The sequence below is a fragment of the Novosphingobium sp. 9U genome (genome assembly GCF_902506425.1).
In the GTDB taxonomy this organism is placed as follows: domain Bacteria; phylum Pseudomonadota; class Alphaproteobacteria; order Sphingomonadales; family Sphingomonadaceae; genus Novosphingobium.
In genome coordinates this window covers 662670-680215 of the sequence record NZ_LR732469.1, presented here as the reverse complement: position 1 = coordinate 680215, position 17546 = coordinate 662670, and the positions used below count along the sequence as shown (strand labels likewise).

16 protein-coding genes are annotated in these 17546 nt (G+C 64.1%); 10 read left to right on the top strand and 6 right to left on the bottom strand.

Annotation, left to right across the window (positions count from 1 at the left end; translation table 11 throughout):
* The first annotated feature begins 3 nt into the window (after positions 1-3).
* The 3 genes from GV044_RS03075 to GV044_RS03065 are packed head-to-tail and all read left to right on the top strand — an operon-like array spanning position 4 to position 4251.
* Positions 4-1461 carry a pyruvate carboxylase gene (locus GV044_RS03075; protein ID WP_159865297.1) on the top strand — a complete coding sequence of 486 codons (1458 nt, stop codon included), beginning with the start codon at positions 4-6 and terminating at the stop codon, positions 1459-1461.
* Between the two features lie 16 nt (positions 1462-1477).
* The gene (locus GV044_RS03070) at positions 1478-3028 is read left to right on the top strand and encodes a class I adenylate-forming enzyme family protein (RefSeq protein WP_159865294.1); all 1551 of its coding nucleotides are present in this window, start codon (positions 1478-1480) and stop codon (positions 3026-3028) included.
* The gene (locus GV044_RS03065; protein ID WP_159865291.1) at positions 3028-4251 is read left to right on the top strand and encodes a thiolase family protein; all 1224 of its coding nucleotides are present in this window, start codon (positions 3028-3030) and stop codon (positions 4249-4251) included. The genes GV044_RS03070 and GV044_RS03065 overlap by 1 nt, the downstream gene beginning before the upstream one ends.
* 89 nt (positions 4252-4340) lie before the next feature.
* On the opposite strand, the gene surE is transcribed toward GV044_RS03065, so the two are convergent.
* Entirely contained in the window at positions 4341-5114 is a 774-nt protein-coding gene (surE, locus tag GV044_RS03060; protein ID WP_159865288.1) for a 5'/3'-nucleotidase SurE, read from the bottom strand.
* Between the two features lie 143 nt (positions 5115-5257).
* On the opposite strand from surE, the gene GV044_RS03055 reads away from it, so the two are divergent.
* From GV044_RS03055 to GV044_RS03040, 4 genes are read left to right on the top strand one after another with little or no spacing between them, the layout of a single operon-like run.
* Complete coding sequence (locus GV044_RS03055) at positions 5258-6007, top strand: PEP-utilizing enzyme (protein ID WP_236554649.1); 750 nt, start codon at positions 5258-5260, stop codon at positions 6005-6007.
* Positions 6004-6615 carry a hypothetical protein gene (locus GV044_RS03050; RefSeq protein ID WP_159865285.1) on the top strand — a complete coding sequence of 204 codons (612 nt, stop codon included), beginning with the start codon at positions 6004-6006 and terminating at the stop codon, positions 6613-6615. The genes GV044_RS03055 and GV044_RS03050 overlap by 4 nt, the downstream gene beginning before the upstream one ends.
* 2 nt (positions 6616-6617) lie before the next feature.
* Entirely contained in the window at positions 6618-8333 is a 1716-nt protein-coding gene (locus tag GV044_RS03045; protein WP_236554645.1) for a pyruvate, phosphate dikinase, read from the top strand.
* On the top strand, positions 8330-8725 hold the full coding sequence (locus GV044_RS03040; RefSeq protein WP_159865279.1) for an acetyl-CoA carboxylase biotin carboxyl carrier protein subunit: 396 nt from the start codon (positions 8330-8332) through the stop codon (positions 8723-8725). The genes GV044_RS03045 and GV044_RS03040 overlap by 4 nt, the downstream gene beginning before the upstream one ends.
* Positions 8726-8814: 89 nt before the next feature.
* Here the strand turns inward: GV044_RS03040 and GV044_RS03035 are convergent, their stop codons facing one another.
* From GV044_RS03035 to GV044_RS03020, 4 genes are all read right to left on the bottom strand, one after another.
* A complete protein-coding gene (locus tag GV044_RS03035) occupies positions 8815-9798 on the bottom strand; it encodes a phosphotransferase family protein (protein ID WP_159865276.1) in 984 nt (327 codons plus the stop codon).
* Positions 9799-9803: 5 nt separating this feature from the next.
* Positions 9804-11012: a hypothetical protein gene (locus GV044_RS03030; protein WP_159865273.1), complete on the bottom strand. Its 1209-nt coding sequence runs from the start codon at positions 11010-11012 to the stop codon at positions 9804-9806.
* A 1-nt stretch (position 11013) separates the two neighbouring features.
* Entirely contained in the window at positions 11014-11343 is a 330-nt protein-coding gene (locus GV044_RS03025) for an EthD family reductase (RefSeq protein WP_159865270.1), read from the bottom strand.
* Positions 11344-11467: 124 nt separating this feature from the next.
* Positions 11468-12106 carry a GntR family transcriptional regulator gene (locus GV044_RS03020; protein WP_159865267.1) on the bottom strand — a complete coding sequence of 213 codons (639 nt, stop codon included), beginning with the start codon at positions 12104-12106 and terminating at the stop codon, positions 11468-11470.
* Between the two features lie 301 nt (positions 12107-12407).
* Between GV044_RS03020 and GV044_RS03015 the strand changes: the two genes are divergently transcribed.
* From GV044_RS03015 to GV044_RS03005, 3 genes are all read left to right on the top strand, one after another.
* Positions 12408-14708: a TonB-dependent receptor gene (locus GV044_RS03015; protein ID WP_159865264.1), complete on the top strand. Its 2301-nt coding sequence runs from the start codon at positions 12408-12410 to the stop codon at positions 14706-14708.
* Positions 14709-14778: 70 nt separating this feature from the next.
* Positions 14779-15969, top strand: a complete 1191-nt coding sequence (locus tag GV044_RS03010; protein ID WP_201298999.1) for an acyl-CoA dehydrogenase family protein — start codon at positions 14779-14781, stop codon at positions 15967-15969.
* Positions 15969-17036, top strand: a complete 1068-nt coding sequence (locus tag GV044_RS03005) for a phosphotransferase (protein ID WP_159865261.1) — start codon at positions 15969-15971, stop codon at positions 17034-17036. Before GV044_RS03010 ends, GV044_RS03005 begins: the two co-directional genes overlap by 1 nt.
* 97 nt (positions 17037-17133) lie before the next feature.
* On the opposite strand, the gene GV044_RS03000 is transcribed toward GV044_RS03005, so the two are convergent.
* Entirely contained in the window at positions 17134-17325 is a 192-nt protein-coding gene (locus GV044_RS03000; RefSeq protein WP_159865258.1) for a hypothetical protein, read from the bottom strand.
* Positions 17326-17546 lie beyond the last annotated feature (221 nt).

Here is a 17546-nt window from a genome sequence, read left to right as displayed (position 1 = left end):
CCTTTGGCGCACATCAACTTCCTCGACGAAACGCTGCGCGATGGCCAGCAGAGCCTGTGGGGCATGCGCATGCAGGCCGGCATGGCGCTGCCCGTCGCGCCGCTGATCGACAAGACCGGCTATCAGATCATCAGCCTGGCCGGCTCCTCGCTGTTCGAAGTGCTGATCCGCCACTGCCAGGAGGACCCCTGGGCCGGGCTCGACATGTTGGTCAAGGCGATGCCCGAGACGCCGCTGCGTGCCGGGTGCCGCTCGAACGGATCGGTGACTTTCGGCTTCACGCCCGATGCGCTGATGGACATTTGGGTGGATCGGCTCTGCGCCCACGGCATGCGCAGCTTCTGGCTCTATGACGTGCTGTTCAACATCGACAAGATGCACCGCTTGGCCAAGGTCGCGAAGGGGTATGGCTGCCAGGTGGCGGGCACGATGCTGTTCACGCTGTCGCCGGTGCACGACGATGCCTACTACGCGGACAAGGCGGACAAGCTCTCTGCCTTGGATGAGGTCGACAGCCTATTGCTCTACGACACTGGTGGCGTGCTCGATCGCGATCGGATTTCCACGCTGGTGCCGGCGATCAAGGCCAAAGCGCGCGGCAAGCCGATCGAGATGCATGCCAACAACATGCTCGGCCAGTCGGCCAAGTCGTACATCGATGCGATCGAGTTCGGCGTCACCACGATCCACACCGCGGTGCGGCCGATGGCGAACGGGCCGTCGATCCCCTCGGTCGAGATCATGGCCAAGAACGTCGAGATGTTGGGTCATACCCACAACCTGGATACGTCAATGTTCAAGCCGGTCGCTGATCACTTCGAGCGCGTCGGCAAGGCGGCCGGGTTCCTGGTGAACCAGCATTTCGAGTACGACGTGACCTCGCTCAAGCACCAGATCCCGGGCGGCATGATGGGCACGTTGCGCGCGCAGCTGGTGCAGCAGAATATGCTCGACCGCTTGCCTGACGTGCTGGAGGAAGTGGCCCGCGTCCGGCGCGAGCTGGGCTATCCCGGCATGGCGACGCCGTTCGCGCAGCTGGTCGGCACGCTGGCGGTGCTCAACATCGTCACCGGCCAACGCTACTCGGTGGTGCCCGACGAGGTGATCCAGTACGCGGCAGGCTTCTACGGCGAACCCGTGGCGCCAATCGATGCCGACGTGATGGACCGCATCATGTCCAAGCCACGCGCCAAGGAGATCCTGGCGAGCCCGCCCGAGCAGCCCGATCGCGCCGAGCTGCACCGCCGGCACGGTACCGGCGGAGATGACGATGAACTGCTGCTGCGCGCACTGGTGCCAGCCACGGACATCGATCGCATGCGGCTGTCCGGCGCGCCGCGGCCCGACTACCCGACGCTGTCGTCGCCCGAGCTCGATCAGGTCGCGAGGCTGATGAAGGTCGCGAGCTTGCCACTGGTGCAGGTGCGATCCAGCCAGCTCGAACTCTCGATGCGGCGCTGAGGGGCAGGCGCGCGCCATGCGGATGATCGACTTCTTCGACCGGGGTGCGCGCATGGGCGGCGATCGCCCGTGCATGGTCGAGGGCGAGACCGTCAGCACCTACGGTGAGGTCAAGGCGCGCAGCGACGCCATTGCGCGTGCCTTGATCGCGAACGGCTTCCCCGCTGGCGGGCATGCCGCGGTGCTCAGCGGCAACAGCGCGCGCGCATTCGAAGCCATCCTGGGCATCCTTCGCGCGGATGGCGTTTGGGTCATGGCGAACAACCGCGCCTCGGTCGACGAGAACGCCTACCTGCTCGACCTGCTCGACGTCGACACGCTGTTCATCCACTCCGAGGTCGCGGAACGCGTCGCCAGCTTTCGGACGCAGTGCCCAAATATCCGTCGCTTCATCGCGCTCGATGTGCCGTTTGCTGAAGCTGACGCGTTCCTCGGCGACATGCTGGTAGAAAGCGACGACCCCGTTGCCCAGCGCCGATCGGGTGCGGCTGACGAGCTGGCATTCCTGGCGAACACCGGCGGCACGACCGGCCGCTCTAAGGGCGTGATGCTTTCCAATGGCAACTGGCAGGCGCTCGTCTCCAGCCTGGTCGCCTCGATGCCGATGAAGGGCCCTCCGGTGAATCTCGTCGCGGCGCCGATGACGCATGCCGCCGGGCCGCTCGCGCTCGCCAGCATGGCGCTGGGCGGGACCGTCGTGGTGCTGCCGCGCTTCGAGCCTCCCATGGTGCTGCAGGCGATCGAACGCCACCGCGTCACCTATATGTTCCTGCCGCCGACCGCGATCTACATGCTGCTGGCCGAGCCGGGTGTGCGCGAAGCGGACCTTTCCAGCCTGGAGTACATCTCCTACGCGGGCGCACCGATGTCGCTCGACCGGCTCAAGGAAGCCATTGACGTGCTCGGCCCGGTGATGAACGCCAGCTTCGGCCAGACTGAGGCGCCGATGTGCGTGACCGCGATGCCGCCGCACGAGCACTTGAGTCCCGACGGCGAGCTGGCGCATCCTGGCAGCTGCGGGCGCGCGAACCTGCTCTCGATCGTCGAGATCATGGACGATGAGGGCCGTATCCTTCGCCCAGGCGAACGCGGCGAGATCGTCGTCCGTGGGCCGCTGGTGATGCAAGGCTACTACAAGAACCCGCAGGCGACGGAAGAGGTCTCGGCGTTTGGCTGGCATCATACCGGCGACATCGGCGTGCGCGACGAGCAGGGCTGGTTCTACGTCGTCGATCGCAAGAAGGACATGATCATCTCGGGTGGCTTCAACGTCTACCCCGCGGAAGTCGAGCAGGCGCTGATGGCGCACCCGCAGGTTCAGGACTGCGCTGTCATCGGCGTTCCGGACGAGAAGTGGGGGGAGGCCGTTGTCGCCGTCGTCGAACCGCGCGAGGGCTGCATGGTCGATGTCACAGCCTTGCTGGCTGAGGCACGCGAGCGGCTTGGACCGGTGAAGACGCCCAAGCGCATCGAGGTTATCGCCAGCCTTCCTCGTTCGAACGCGGGCAAGGTGCTGCGCTCCGAATTGCGTAAAGTGCACTGGGCAGCGGCGGGAAGGGCGATCTGATGCGCGAGGCGGTGATCTTGGGCGTCGGCATGACGCCCTTTGGCCGGCACCTCGACAAGACGCACGAGCAACTGACGCAAGCGGCCGTCCGCCTCGCGCTCGAGGATGCCGGGCTCGCGGGCGAGCAAGTCGACATGGCGGTCTACGCCAATGTCATCCAGGGGTTTTTTGCCGGCGAAATGTCGATCCCCGGCGAATATGCGCTGCGGCCGCTCGGCATCGCCGGTGTGCGCGGGTTCCATGTCGAGGCGGCCTGTGCCAGCTCGACTGTCGGGCTGCACCTCGCGGTAGATCACGTACGCGCCGGCTTGGCCGAGATGGCGCTCGTGGTCGGGGTGGAGAAGCTGTATAGCGACGATCGGGCCAAGCGCTTCGCAGTGTTCCAGCAGCCGCGCGACCTCGTCGAGGCGCAGGGGTATCTGGAGCGTACGCGCGACTTGCTCGAGCCTGTGCCCGCGGACAAAGTCTCGACCAGCCCGAACGTGTTGATGGAGGCCTATGCGGCGCAGGCGCGACTGCACATGGGCACGTACGGCTCGACGCAGGCGCAGATCGCGGCGGTGGCGTCGAAGGACCACAACCACTCGCAGTTCAACCCGTTATCCCAATATCGCGAGCCGATGAGCGTCGAGGAGATCCTCGCCGCTCCGCAAGTCGCCTGGCCGCTGACCAACCCCATGTGCGCGCCGATCAGTGACGGTGCGGCGGCGGTGATCGTCTGCTCGGCCGAGATGGCCAAGCGCTTCTCCGGCGAGCCGATCCGGGTTCTCGCGGCCGAGAACCGCACCGGCAGCAACCGGGCTTGCGACGACTATGCCAACCACGTCACGCGCAAGGTAGCCACGCTTGCTTATGCACGCGCGGGGATCGGACCGGAGGACGTCGACTTCGCCGAAGTGCATGACGCCAGCTCGATCGGCGAGATGATCCAGACCGAAGCGCTCGGCCTGTGCGCGCCGGGCGAAGCCGGAATTTCGGCAGAGCTGGGCGATACCGCGCTAGGCGGCCGGGTGCCGGTCAACGTCTCGGGCGGGCTGGTGTCGAAGGGGCACCCGCTCGGCGCGACGGGTGCGGCGCAGATCCACGAGTTGGTCACGCAGCTGCGCGGCCGGGCCGGACAGCGCCAGGTCGAAGGCGCGCGGATCGGTGTGGCAGAGAATTCCGGCGGGTTCTACGGCGTGGAAGATGGCATGTCCGCCGTGACGATCCTGGCGCGAGACTGAACCGTCTCCTTCACCTTCGTCACCCCCGCTTTTGCGGGTATGACGAAGGTGGTGAGATGGGTGAAGAGTGGCGGAATGTCCGCCAAGGCTTAGGCCGCGAACAACTCCTGCAAGTCAGGGATCGCCGCACGGCTAGTCATGTCGAGCTGCATGGGCGTGATCGAGATCTCGCGATCGAGCATCGCCTGCAAGTCGTTGCCCGGCGCATGGCCGCCGGCGGGTAGCGCGATCTTGACCCAGTAGTACGGAAAATGCCGGGCATCGACGCGCTTCTCGGGGATGAAGGCGCCGGGCGGGCGCTGGCCCTGCTCGGTCACGCGCATGCCGGTGACCTGGTCGGCCGGGCACTCTGGGAAGTTGACGTTGATGAACATGCCAGGCTTCCAATCGAAGCGCAGCAGCTTCTCGATCACCTCGCCGGCATAACGCTCGGCATTGTCCCACGGCACCGCGGCGGGCGGACGGAAGCACTGGCTGAGCGCGATGGCGGGGATGCCGAGCAAGGCCCCCTCCATCGCCGCCGAAGCCGTGCCCGAATAGGTGATGTCCTCGGCCAGGTTCGGACCGCGATTGATGCCCGAGATCAGCACGTCGGGGCGCTTGCCTTCGATCAACTCGTAAATCGCCAGCAAAGCGCAATCCGTCGGCGTGCCCTTGACCGCGAAGTGTCGCTCGTCGCGCTGCTTGACGCGGATCGGCAGCGTGGTCGAGAACGAGTGCCCGGCACCCGAACGTTCTTCGTCCGGCGCGACCACCCAGATGTCGTCGGTGAACCCGCGCACCACCTGCTCCAGCATGACGAGTCCTGGCGCGTCGATGCCGTCATCGTTGACGAGCAGCACGCGGGGTGGATCCTGAGACATCGACATTCCTCCCGATTGTTGTTCGCCGGGACTTATTCGAGCCAATAAAAGCGGTCAAGATCGTCGAACGATTTCATCCAATAATGTTGACAGCTGCTGAGGCTTGCGTCATTTTGGTGGCACAAGAATGATCGGGAGGGATCGTGGGCTGCGATAAATTGCCTATCGACGACGTGCTGCACGCCAAACCGCCGGCCACCCCGTTGGTTGAGGCGGTGCTGGATCTCGTGCGTGAGAAGGTGCGGGCGCGTCTGCGCGAGTCAGGACAGGATTGGAACGACTTCGTCTTCGCGGGCTCGGATCGATTGGTCACACGGGAGGATATAGAGGCCGTCGAAGCGCGTATTCTTGCCAGCGGCCACCGCTTCGACTGGTCGGCGCGCGTGTCCGTCGTCGAGCGACCAGAGGCACACAAGGCGGACGGCTCGGCCGCAGAAGAGGGCGCCGGCTTCGCTCATCCGGATGCACCCACCGGCGAGACGGACGCCGAGGGCAGGGCGCTGCGAGGCATCGGCGACAACGTCGTGCGCCATGCCAAGGACGTGGTCGGCCGCGCGCTCTACGTGCGCTCGAACGAGCGCGTGATGGAGCTGCTGTCGAACGGGGTGCCGCAAGGCTCGATCGCCATCATAGACGACTCGGGCGGAACCCTCACGGCGCCGATCATCGACCAGTTCGCGGGCGTCGTCTGTGCTGGTGGCTCCGTGAGATCGCACCTCGGCATTCTGACGCGCGAGTACAATATCCCTTGCGTGATGAACGCCAAGGTCACCGGGATCCGTGAAGGCGATCGCATCGCCGTCGAGGTCACGGCTGCAGCCAAGACCACCGAAGACTACCAGCAGGGCGTCGAACGCGTCGCACGCGTGTGGGTTCTGGAGGATGCGGCATGACCGCCATGAACGAGCGCGACCTCGTGCTGCACGCAACCGCCATCAAGCGCCACGCTCCGCTGCCCGCGATCGCCAAGCTGGCCGGCGTGCCCGAGGCGCACGCGCAGGCGGTGATCGAGAGCGCCGTCGCCACCGGCCGCATGGTCGAGGCGCGTGGCGCCTATGCCTTGACGCCGCTTGCCGGCGTGGCCCTGGTGGCACGTTACCCTCGTCACTTCGGGACGCTGCGTGAGGATGCGGTGTTCGTCGGCGCCTACGAGGGCTTCGAGCGGATCAATCGCACGCTCAAGCAGATCATCACCGACTGGCAGACTCTCGACGTGGGCGGCGCCAAAGTGGCGAACGATCACAGCGACAAGGCGCATGACGAGGCGGTGATCGACCGGCTCGGGGGCTTGCACGAGCAGGCCGAGCCGATCCTGCAGCGCCTTGCCAGCCGTTTGCCGCGCCTGAAGTACTACGCCGACAAGCTCCTCGCGGCGCTGGAAGCCTCGGAAGACGGCGACCACGAGTGGGTCAGCGACATCCGTCGAGACAGCTACCACACCGTCTGGTTCGAGCTGCACGAAGAACTGCTGCGCATCATGGGCCGTGAGCGGGAGGAATGACGATGGCGCAATGGACCACGCTGCTCGACGGCAGCAGCCTGCCCGACCGCGCGCTCATCGGCGGCAAGGCCTGGTCGGTGGCGCGCATGGCCGCCCTCGGCCTCGACGTGCCGCCGGCCTTCGTGATCACCACCAAGGCCTGCCTCGCATACCTGGAGCACGGCGCCATGCCGGAGGGCTTGGAAGCGGAGATCGCGGAGGGCCTCAATTGGCTGCAGGAGCGTACCGGACGCACCTTTGGCGGCGGCGACAAGCGGTTGCTCCTCTCGATCCGATCGGGCGCGGCGATCTCGATGCCCGGCATGATGGACACGGTGCTCAACCTTGGCATCGACGATGACGGAGAGGCCGCACTGGCGGCCGAGACCGGGCTGGCCGACTTCGCCTGCGACACGCACCGACGCTTTCTGGAGCTCTACAGCGCGATCGTGCTCAAGCAGCCGGTCGAACTGGAGCATGGGGGCGGCTCGGCGATGTGGCGTGGCGAGATCGCGAAGGCAGGCGGCGAGATCCCGCTGGACGTGCAAAGCCAGCTCCTGGGCGGGGTCCACGCAGTGTTCGAAAGCTGGAACACGCGCCGGGCGAGGCGTTACCGTGATCACAACAACATCGCGCACGACATGGGCACCGCGGTGACCATCCAGGCCATGGTGTTCGGCAACCTCGACGAGCAGAGCGGCACTGGCGTGTTATTCAGTCGCAATCCGCTGCAGGGCGATCCCGCGCCTTATGGCGAGTACCTGCCACGAGCGCAGGGTGAGGATGTGGTCTCGGGCAAGTTCACGCCGCTCTCGCTCGACGCCATGCACGCGCATGTGCCGCAGGCACACGCGGCATTGCTGGCGGCGAGCGACATGCTCGAACGCGAGAATGGCGACGTGCAGGACATCGAATTCACGGTGCAATCGGGCAAGCTCTACCTGCTGCAGTCGCGCTCGGCCAAGCGGGCGCCTGAGGCCGCCGTGCGCATCGCCGTCGACATGGTGAGCGAAGGCCGCATCGATGCCGCCACCGCTTTGTCGCGTGTCAGTGCTGAGCAGGTCTCGACGCTGCTGCTGCCACGACTGGTGCCAGGTGCGGCTGACGGCGCTGAGACCGTGGCGACCGGCGAGGGCGCTTGCCCCGGCGTTGCCACCGGTGTTCTGGTCGCGGATTCGGACGAGGCCGAGCGCCGCGCAGCTGCGGGCGAAGCGGTGATCCTGGTGCGCGCGACGACCAGCCCTGATGACGTCCACGGCATGATCGCGGCGCGCGCAGTCGTCACCGAGCAAGGCGGATCCACTTCGCATGCTGCCGTCGTCAGCCGCGCATTGGGACGGCCTTGTGTCGTCGGTGTCGGTGCCGGCGCGGTTGCGAAGGCGGGCCAGACTGTCACGGTCGATGGCGCCACCGGTAAGGTCTACGCCGGCGCACTGGAGACACAGGTCCCCTCGGAGCAGGACGATGCGCGCCTGTCGCGTCTCATCGGTTGGGCGCGTGAGCGCTCGGCCGTCGAAGTGCTGCGCCCTGCGGAGAGCGACGACGGCATCGATGTCGACCGCCTGCTTGCGGAGGGTACGCACGAGCAACTCGCCGCGGCATTGCAGGGTCAGGATGCTGCACGCGGCAGCGGGCTCGCCAACGCCGAGATCGCCCGCATCGCGCGTCGCGCGGGCGTGAGTCGGATGATCACGGAGCCGGTTCTGCCGGCCCTCCTCGTCGCTTTGGAGGACTCATGACGACAATGCCCATTCACGAGATTCGCGCGATGCTCCTGCAGTTCGAGCGATCCTCGCTGAAGGACCTGTTCTTCCGCTCAGCCGACTGGACGATGTTCCTTGCCCGCAAGGAGGGTGGTCCTAACCCGCTGCTCGCGGGCCCGCCGGAGCCGAAGCAGGTCAGGGACGTGCCTCAGGTTGCGAGGGTCAAGGCACCGCACCTCGGTCTGTTCGAACCGCATTGCGAAGCAGGCGCACAAGTGGCTGCTGGCGATCTCATTGCTCTGGTCGATGTGCTCGGGCGCAAGACCGAGGTCCTGAGCCCCGCGTCCGGCAAGGTCCGCGCAGTGCTCGTCGACGCCTCAGCACTCATCGAGTTCGGCAACGACCTGATCGAGATCGAAGCCGCATAAGCCCCGAGGGTCGCACACTCGGAGCACGAAAAAGGGGCAGGTCCTTCGCGGACCTGCCCCTTCTCTTGTGGGCGGGCGAGTTGGGGAGATCAGCCAGCAGCCATGGCGCGCCGTTCGAGCAAGGCGGTATAGGATGGGATCAGCGCTCCGAACGCCTGGAAGCGTGGATCGGCGATGCGGCCCGAGTTGAACAGGAACGCACCCACCGAGATGATCGCCGCCACTTTGGCCTGGCCGAGCACGCCATAGCGCGCCACATCAACGGCAGTGCGGCCGGTGCCGGCTTCCCACTCGTCGATCATGCGTTGCGGCGACCACCAGCCCGGCAACTCGAAGCCAGCGTTGGCGAGCGACGCCTCACCCTGATCATGGAACATCAACACGTAGCCAAGGTCCAGCAGCGGCTCCGACACTTGGGCCATTTCCCAGTCGAGCAACCCTGTAAGTTGGCCCTCGTGCCACAGGCAGTTGCCGTGCTTGGGATCACCATGCACCGGCGTCGGCGCACCCGATGTTCGTGGCGGGCGCGCAGCGAGGTCCTCCAGCACTGAGATCAGTGGCGGCACCGAGTCCGCCCCGCGTGCGACCTCCAGCCAGTGCTGCGCCTCCTGCTGCACCGTTCGTGCACCGGGTGGCATTGCCGAGGCGGGCATGTTGTGCAGCGCGATGATCGCATCGAACCATTGGCGGCAGACGTGGTCGGCGCCGGCGTCCGGGTCAGCGGCAAGCCACTCGGGCACGCTGTACTCGAAAGCTTCACCCTTGATGCAACCCATCAGGAAAAAGGGATCACCCAGCACCCGCGGATCGTCGCAAAGTTCCAGCACGGGCGGAAGCGGCACCTCAGGTGCGTTGGCCGCGACGGCGGAGAGGACCGCATGCTGGCGCACCATGTCGTAGGGCGGCAGCAAACCTTCCTCCGACGGCGGCATGCGCAGGATCTCATTGGTCCCTTCAACCAGGTAAGTCTCGTTCGAGTGACCGGCGGACAGGGTCTTGACCCCGGTGATCCGCTCTCCGCGAGGCAGCCAGGCCCGAAGACCCGCTGCCAGCTTCTCGGTGTCGCGCGCCATCGCGGTCAGACCAGCGAATTCGCGGTGGTGAGCCCCATGTCGGGATGCTCGCCGTGGATGATGGTCTCCATGATGCCGTAGCCGATCCAGTCGCCTTCGGTGACCTTGATCGGGCAGTCCCGGAGCTGACGGATGCGCTCCAGCGTCTTGCGGTCGAGCGTGTTGTCGAACTTCTCGCCCTCCACCGTCAGAGGACCATGCCACGAACCGTGCTTGCGCCCGTCGAAGCCGAGATAGAGACCGGGCCCGAGGTGCACGCCCGAGGTACCCACCACTTCCACCTCGATCGTGTGCGATCCGCCCTGAAGCATGTCGAAGTGCAATTGCCCGCCGAGCAGTCGGCGCGTCACGTCGTCGAAGCGCAGTTCGGGCCGAACGCGGGCGATCTTCTCCTGCGTGCCGTCCGGAAGATTGCGATAGCCGGATGAGTAGAAGATGCGGCCCTGCTTGGACTGGAAGTACATGTGGTACGCGATCTTTTCGCCGCTCGGCGAAACCAGCATGAACGGGCTCCAGATCAGCACGTATTCGCCTTCGCCGAATTTCACGTCGCCGAAGTCGGAGGTCGGGCGAATATCGGGATTGTGCGCACCGACATCGAGCCGAGTACCCCAGGAATGATCGCGATACTGCGTCCAATCATCGGGGTTGATCTCGATCCGCTCACCTTCGAGCTCCACCCAGCCCGACGGCACCCCGACCTGATGGTAGCGTATGACGTCAGAGCCAATGCGGAAGCCATCTTTCTCCCTCTGCTTGTGGCGGTCCTCGAAGAAGGGTGGCAACTCGGCGGTGAAGGTGATGTCGTAGGCGATTGGCTGCTGGTCGTTGCGGGCACACGCGAAACGCACCTGGCGCAGCGGCTCTATGATCTCATAGCTCAGCGGCCCCACTTCGGTGGTGAGCGGATCGTCACGCAACTCGCGATTGGCGCGCACCGTCCACTGTTCGCTGCCGCGTGATACGGCAGCCCAGCCATCGAGCACGCCGCGGTTGTGGTAGCGGCCGAGCCCGAAATCGATGCCAAGAGTGCCGTCCTTGCGCACAATCGCAGTCCAGATCTTCTCGGTCCAGCTCAGTTCCGAAGTGCTGACGGAGGCGAAGGTGTCGACAATCTGGTGGTTCAGGAACTCGTCCAGTGCCGTGATCATGCCGATGTCTTCCATCGCATTGCGCACGTAGCGGGTCGGCGTGTTCAGCAATTGCGTGTCCATGTCAGGCTCCCTTGTTCCAGTCGCTTCCGAGCACGCTGACCTGCAGCGTGGGGGCGACATCGGTGTAGTTGATGATGTCGGCGAACAGCGCCTCGCCGCAATGGGATAAGGCGGCGTCGAATACTTCGCGTGAGGCGAAGAGCAGTTCGGATATTGCCCAGAAGGGCGGTGCCGCTCCGTCCAGCGCGGCTTCACCTAACGTCGTGCGTAGGCCCAAGAGGCCATGCGGCGTCAGCAGATCGGTCGCAAACGGCTCGTGCCGGTGCTGGTAATACTGCGTATCGAAGCGGCTGCCATGCTCGTTCGCATAGACCGCGCTGATCCGAATCATAGGCTTGTAGCCCTGCTATCCAATCCCGATCACAGGTGTAAAGCGTCGGACGATTTCGTCTAGCAAAAAACAAGATCAGCGAAGCATCGCTTTTTGTGCGGCCCCGCTTCGCGGTGCGCTTGGCTCAGGAACTGAAGCTGGCGAACGCCAAGTCTGGCAATTCTTCGATTGTCTTGCGCGTGCCGGCGAAATGGCGCTGCACGGCGCGCTCGGCAGCGGCCGGATTGGCTTCTGCTACGGCCTTGGCGATTTTGCTATAGCCTGACGCGTGGCGGACACGTTGCTTCTCGGACTGGATCGACTCGATCTGGGCGCGGAACAGGTCGGTGCGGGTCAGTGGCATCGCACGCTCCAGCTCGCCGTTGCCGCCGATCGCCACGAGCACGGAATAGAACTGCCGACGAAGTTCGAGATAAAGGGCGCGATTGTGGCTGCGATTGGCTTCGTCGATCGCGTTTGCCGCACTGATGATCTGTGCACGCTTCGCGTCTGTGTCGCAGTGGTCGGCAGCGAGGCGCGCTGCTAGCGATGCCAAAGGCTCGAGTGTCTGCAACAGGTCCAGAACGGCCTTGCGATCGAGGGTAGCGATGTAGGCGCCGCGGAACCGGTTGAGCGTCACGATCCCGTCGGCGGCCAGGTGCTTGAGCGCTTCGCGCAAGGACCCCCGACTGATCCCCAAGCGCTGCGTCAGATCCGGTTCGACGAGGTGCTGTCCCGGAACAAAGACGCCGGCACGAATGCCGCGAATGATGGCTTCCGACACCTTATCTGCCGCGCTGCCGACGTTTGTATCTGCCTTCGTGGTTTCGGCCGCAGTGTCGAGAGTGTCGGTATCGGTCCTGTCGCTTGTCCGGGTTGCCATCCTGTCGTCGCCTTGTGTGTGAATTGTAGGAGCTTAGCGCGATGACCTTCATGCGTCCACGATCAATACAATTTGATCCGGCAGTCTCATTTCACGAAATCGTCAAACGATCTTGACAGATCGCAGGTACGGCTCGATACGACGGTTACGAAGAGATGAGGGGCGCCAAGCCTCCGCTCGCATGGCAGGGGAGAACCTGAAGATGGGTATGATGCGCAGATCCACGCTGGCGAGCGTGTCCCTCGGGGCTCTGGCGGTGATGGCCACCGCGGGTTCGGTTCAAGCGCAAGAGGCTGCCGAGTCGCCGCGCAACACCGGCGAAATCGTGGTTACCGCCAACAAGCGCGAGCAGAGCATCAACGACGTTGGCCTGACGATCACCGCGCTTGGTGCCAGTGCGCTGCAGGAGCGGCAGATCCAGTCGGTGGATGATATTGCCAAAGCCGTTCCGGGTCTCACCTACACCAACAGCGCAAACAATACGCCAGTCTACACGCTGCGCGGCGTGGGCTTCTACGATACCTCCCTCGGCTCCTACCCGGCGAATAGCGTCTATCTCGATCAGGTCCCGCTGCCGTTTCCGATCTTGACCAATCTAACGGCCTTCGATCTTGAGCGCATCGAAGTTCTCAAAGGGCCGCAGGGCACGCTATTCGGACAAAACTCCACCGGTGGCGCAATCAACTACATCGCTGCCAAGCCGACCAGCGACTTTGCCGCTGGTGCCGACCTCACTTATGGTCGTTTCAACGATGTCATCGGCAATGCCTTCATCAGTGGTCCGCTCGCGCCTGGACTCAACGCGCGCCTGGCCGTGCGCGGCGAGCGTGCCGACGAGTGGCAGCGCAGCTACACGCGCGATGCCAAAAACGGCAAGACGCGGCAGCTCGCCGGGCGCCTGTTGCTGGACTGGGAAGCGTCGAGCACGCTCAAGTTTGAGTTGAACCTCAATGCCTGGCACGACGGCAGCGATCCGCAGGCAGTGCAGTACTACCGTTTCAACCAACAGGCAGTGTCGAACACGGCGCCCGTGCTCAACTATCCCCGTTCGCCATTGAAGCCACGCGCGGCGGACTGGAGTCCGGAAAATGGCATGTACGGCAAGCGCGACTTGCAGCAGGCAGCATTGCGCGGCGACTGGGAGTTCGCGGACGGGCTCACGCTGACCTCGATCACGGCGTATACGCATTTCAAGGAGCGCGGCGAGATGGATCAGGACGGCACAGCGCTGTCCGATATCGATCTCGATCCCTACAAGGGCAAGATCCGCAGTTTCTCACAAGAGCTGCGCGTTTCGAATGGCAGCGGCGCGGGCGTGCGCTGGGTCGTCGGTGCGAACTATAGTCATGACGCCGTCGATTACGACGAGCGCCTGCTTTATGCGGACTCATCCGCGTTCTACAACTTTGGCATCATCTCGAGCCAGAACTACTCCGTCCAGCGGATGAAGAACTACGCAGGCTTCGGCAACGTCGAATGGGATATCACCCCCACGGTGACGCTGAAAGGTGGTTTACGCTACACCCAGTCGAACCGCACCGCAGAGATCTGCAACCATGATGGCGGAGATGGCGGCACCGCGGCACTCTTCACCGTGTTCTCGCGCCTGTTGTCGGGTGATCCCAACCGTCCTGCGCTTGGCATCAACGACTGCTTCCAGTTGGACGAGAACTTCTTCAACGGTGAGCCCTACTTCGGCAAGCTGAAGGAGAACAATGTCTCCTGGCGCGGCGGCATTGACTACAAGCCGAACAGCGACCTGCTATTCTATGTCAACATCGCCAAGGGCTACAAGGCTGGCGGCTTCGGGAACTTGAACGCATCCTCCACGCTGCAATACCCGCCGGCTACGCAGGAATCGATCGTCAACTATGAAGGCGGTTTCAAGGCGACGCTTGCCGATCGTGCGGTGCAGGTGAACGGCGCCGTGTTCTACATGGACTACAAGGACAAGCAGCTGAGGTCCAAGCTGATCGACGCTACTTTCGGTGTGCTCGACGCGCTGATCAACATCCCCAAGTCACACCTTTACGGCGGCGAGTTGGAAGTGACGGCCCGCCCCACGGACGGCCTGAGCCTCACCGCGTCGGCCGTCTACGTGAAGTCGAAGATCGACCGCTACACCGGCGTCAATGCCGGCGGTGTCACCGCAGACTTCGCCGGCTCGAGCGTGCCGTTCACGCCCGAATGGCAAGTCGGCGCCAACGCCCGCTACGAAACCGAGATCGGCAACGGCTTGAAGGCCTTCATCAGCCCGCAGCTCACGTATCGCAGCAAGACCTATGCAATCGTGGGTGAAACGCCTGACTACAAGATCGGTGCCTTCACCCTGCTGGACGGGCAGCTGGGCGTGACTTCGGATGCGGGCTTGCGTGCGTTCATCTGGGGAAAGAACATCACCAAAAAGTATTACTGGACCAATGTCGTTGCCGGTCAGGACACCATCGTGCGCTACGCGGCGCGCCCGGCAACTTACGGCATCACCGTCGGCTACGACTTCTAAGCTCCGTCGACCTAATCGGCCGCGACCTCAGGGTCGCGGCCTCTTCGACGGTCAATCAAGGAGCAATCAGTTGAGTGGCGCCGGCCTTGAAGTTACTGCCAAGATCGCAAGCCGCGTCGAGGCTTTCGTTCGCGACGTCGTGGTTCCCTATGAGCGCGATCCTCGCCGCGATCATCACGATTGCCCCACTGAGGAACTCGTCGCCGAGCTTAAGGACAAAGCAAGAGAAGCCGGCGTCTTGACCCCGCATATCCTGCCCGACGGCAGCCACTTATCGCAGCGCGAAACCGCCATCGTGCTCCAGCGCACAGGGCTGTCACCACTAGGACCGCTCGCCTGCAATACGGGCGCGCCTGACGAGGGCAACATGTACCTTCTTGGCAAGGTGGGCTCGGCGGACATAAAGGAACGGTTCCTCAGACCACTGGTCGAAGGCCGTGCGCGCTCCGCCTTCTTCATGACCGAGCCCGCAAGCGAAGGCGGTGCCGGATCCGATCCTTCGATGATGCGCACCACTTGCCGTCGTGACGGCAATCACTGGCTTATCAATGGCCGAAAGGCCTTCATCACCGGCGCGCAAGGCGCGCAAGTCGGCATCGTCATGGCCAAGGCCGAGGAGGGCGCATGCATGTTCCTTGTCGACTTGCCTGACCCGGCGATCCGCATCGATCATGTGCCCAACACGATCGACAGCTCCATGCCTGGCGGCCATGCCGTTGTGACGATCGACAACCTGCGCGTGCCCGCCGACCAGATGCTGGGAGAAGCGGGCGAAGGCTTCCAGTACGCGCAAGTGCGGCTGAGCCCAGCGCGGCTTTCACATTGCATGCGCTGGCTGGGTGCCTGCGTGCGCGCCAACGAGATCGCGACCGATTACGCCAACAGGCGCATGGCCTTCGGCAAGCTCCTGATCGACCACGAAGGTGTCGGCTTTATGTTGGCTGAAAACCTCATCGATCTACGCCAAGCCGAGTTGATGATCGAATGGTGCGCCGACGTGCTCGACACGGGGGCACTCGGAACGGCGGAAAGCTCGATGACCAAGGTCGCCGTATCCGAAGCGCTCATGCGGGTGGCGGATCGCTGCGTGCAAGTCATGGGCGGCTCGGGCGTCACGGCCGACACCATCGTCGAGCAGGTGTTCCGCGAAATACGCGCATTCCGCATCTACGATGGGCCAACCGAAGTCCACAAGTGGAGCCTCGCCAAGAAGATCAAGCGCGATTGGAAGGCGGCACAGCAGCAAGGAGCGCCCGTGTAATGCTCGACGCGGCCGCCAACGCCGGGACCACAGATGTGCGCGAGACGCATCGTTTCGATGAAGCACGCTTGGCAGCGTGGCTGGCTGAGCACGTCGCTGGCTATGCCGGACCGTTGCGTGTCGAGCAGTTCAAGGGGGGGCAGTCCAACCCGACCTACAAGCTGGTGACGCCGCTGCGCTCCTACGTCTTGAGGCGCAAGCCCCCTGGGCCGTTGCTCAAGGGAGCGCACGCCGTGGAGCGCGAGGCGCGAGTGCTTTCCGCGGTCGGTCGCGCCGGCTTTCCGGTGCCGCATGTGTTCGGGCTTTGCACTGACGACACCGTGATCGGCAGCTGGTTCTACGTCATGGACATGGTCGAAGGCCGCATCTTCTGGGATGCTACCTTTCCCGACGTGAGCAGAGCCGAGCGCGGCGCCTACTTCGAGGCGATGAACGAGACGATCGCTGCACTTCATCGCTTCGACCCGGGGGCGATCAACTTAGCCGACTATGGAAAGCCCGGGAACTACTTCGAGCGTCAGATAGCTCGCTGGTCCAAGCAATACCTCGCCGACGAGGAGGCAGGGCGAGATGAGGGCATGGATCGGCTGATCGAGTGGCTACCCACGGCCATCCCCCCGGGAGACGAGACCCGTGTCGTTCATGGCGACTTTCGCTGCGACAACATGATCTTCCATCCCACCGAGCCGCGAGTGCTAGCGGTTCTGGATTGGGAACTCTCGACCTTGGGACACCCTTTGGCCGACTTCGCCTACCATGCCATGATGTTCCGCATGCCGCCCGAAATCGTCGCTGGATTGAGCGGCGCAGACCTCGCGGCGCTCGGCATCCCATCGGAGGAGGAGTACTGCGCTGCCTACTGCCGCAACGTACAGCGTCCGCTGATTTCGCAGGCCGATTACGGCTTCTACATCGCCTTCAACTTCTTCCGCCTCGCTGCGATCTTCCACGGCATAAAGGGTCGCGTCCTACGGGGAACCGCCGCATCCGAGCATGCCCGCGAGCGTGCCAAGAGCCTGCCGCGGATAGTCACGCTCGCCATGCAGAGCATGGAAGCGTGTAAGTAGGTGCAATTCCAGGATCAATGCTATGTTCAATGCACGCCATTTCGGTCCGTTTGCCTCGCAACTGCCGATTGAACGGCGAGCCCGGACCTGCCCTTTCTCAACCAGAGAATCCGGTGAAGGGCATCTGCTGCAACCCTTGGTAAAAGTGGCCGAAGCTCAGGTCGCCGATGGTGATTGATACCCGCTGGCGAAGCGAGATGAACGAGTGGTAGGTCTCGCGGGATGGCCAAGTGCCCTGCGTGTCTGCTGACGGGTCGGTGCGCGCAAGCTTGTTGGTCAAGAGCGGCATGCGCAGTTCCGGTGCAGGCAGGTCCGCGCGAGGCTGCAGCTGTGTGAATCTGCGCGTGAGATGTTCGGTTTGCCCGCAGGTTCAACCCAAATAAGCCATCCGGCCGCTATACTCGTTCGGCGATGAAGTGGCGTGGCGTTCTACTGGCATCATCGCTCGGGATCCTCGTCAAGCTGGAGCTATGTGACCTCGGGGACAAACACATCCGGAACGTATCGGGC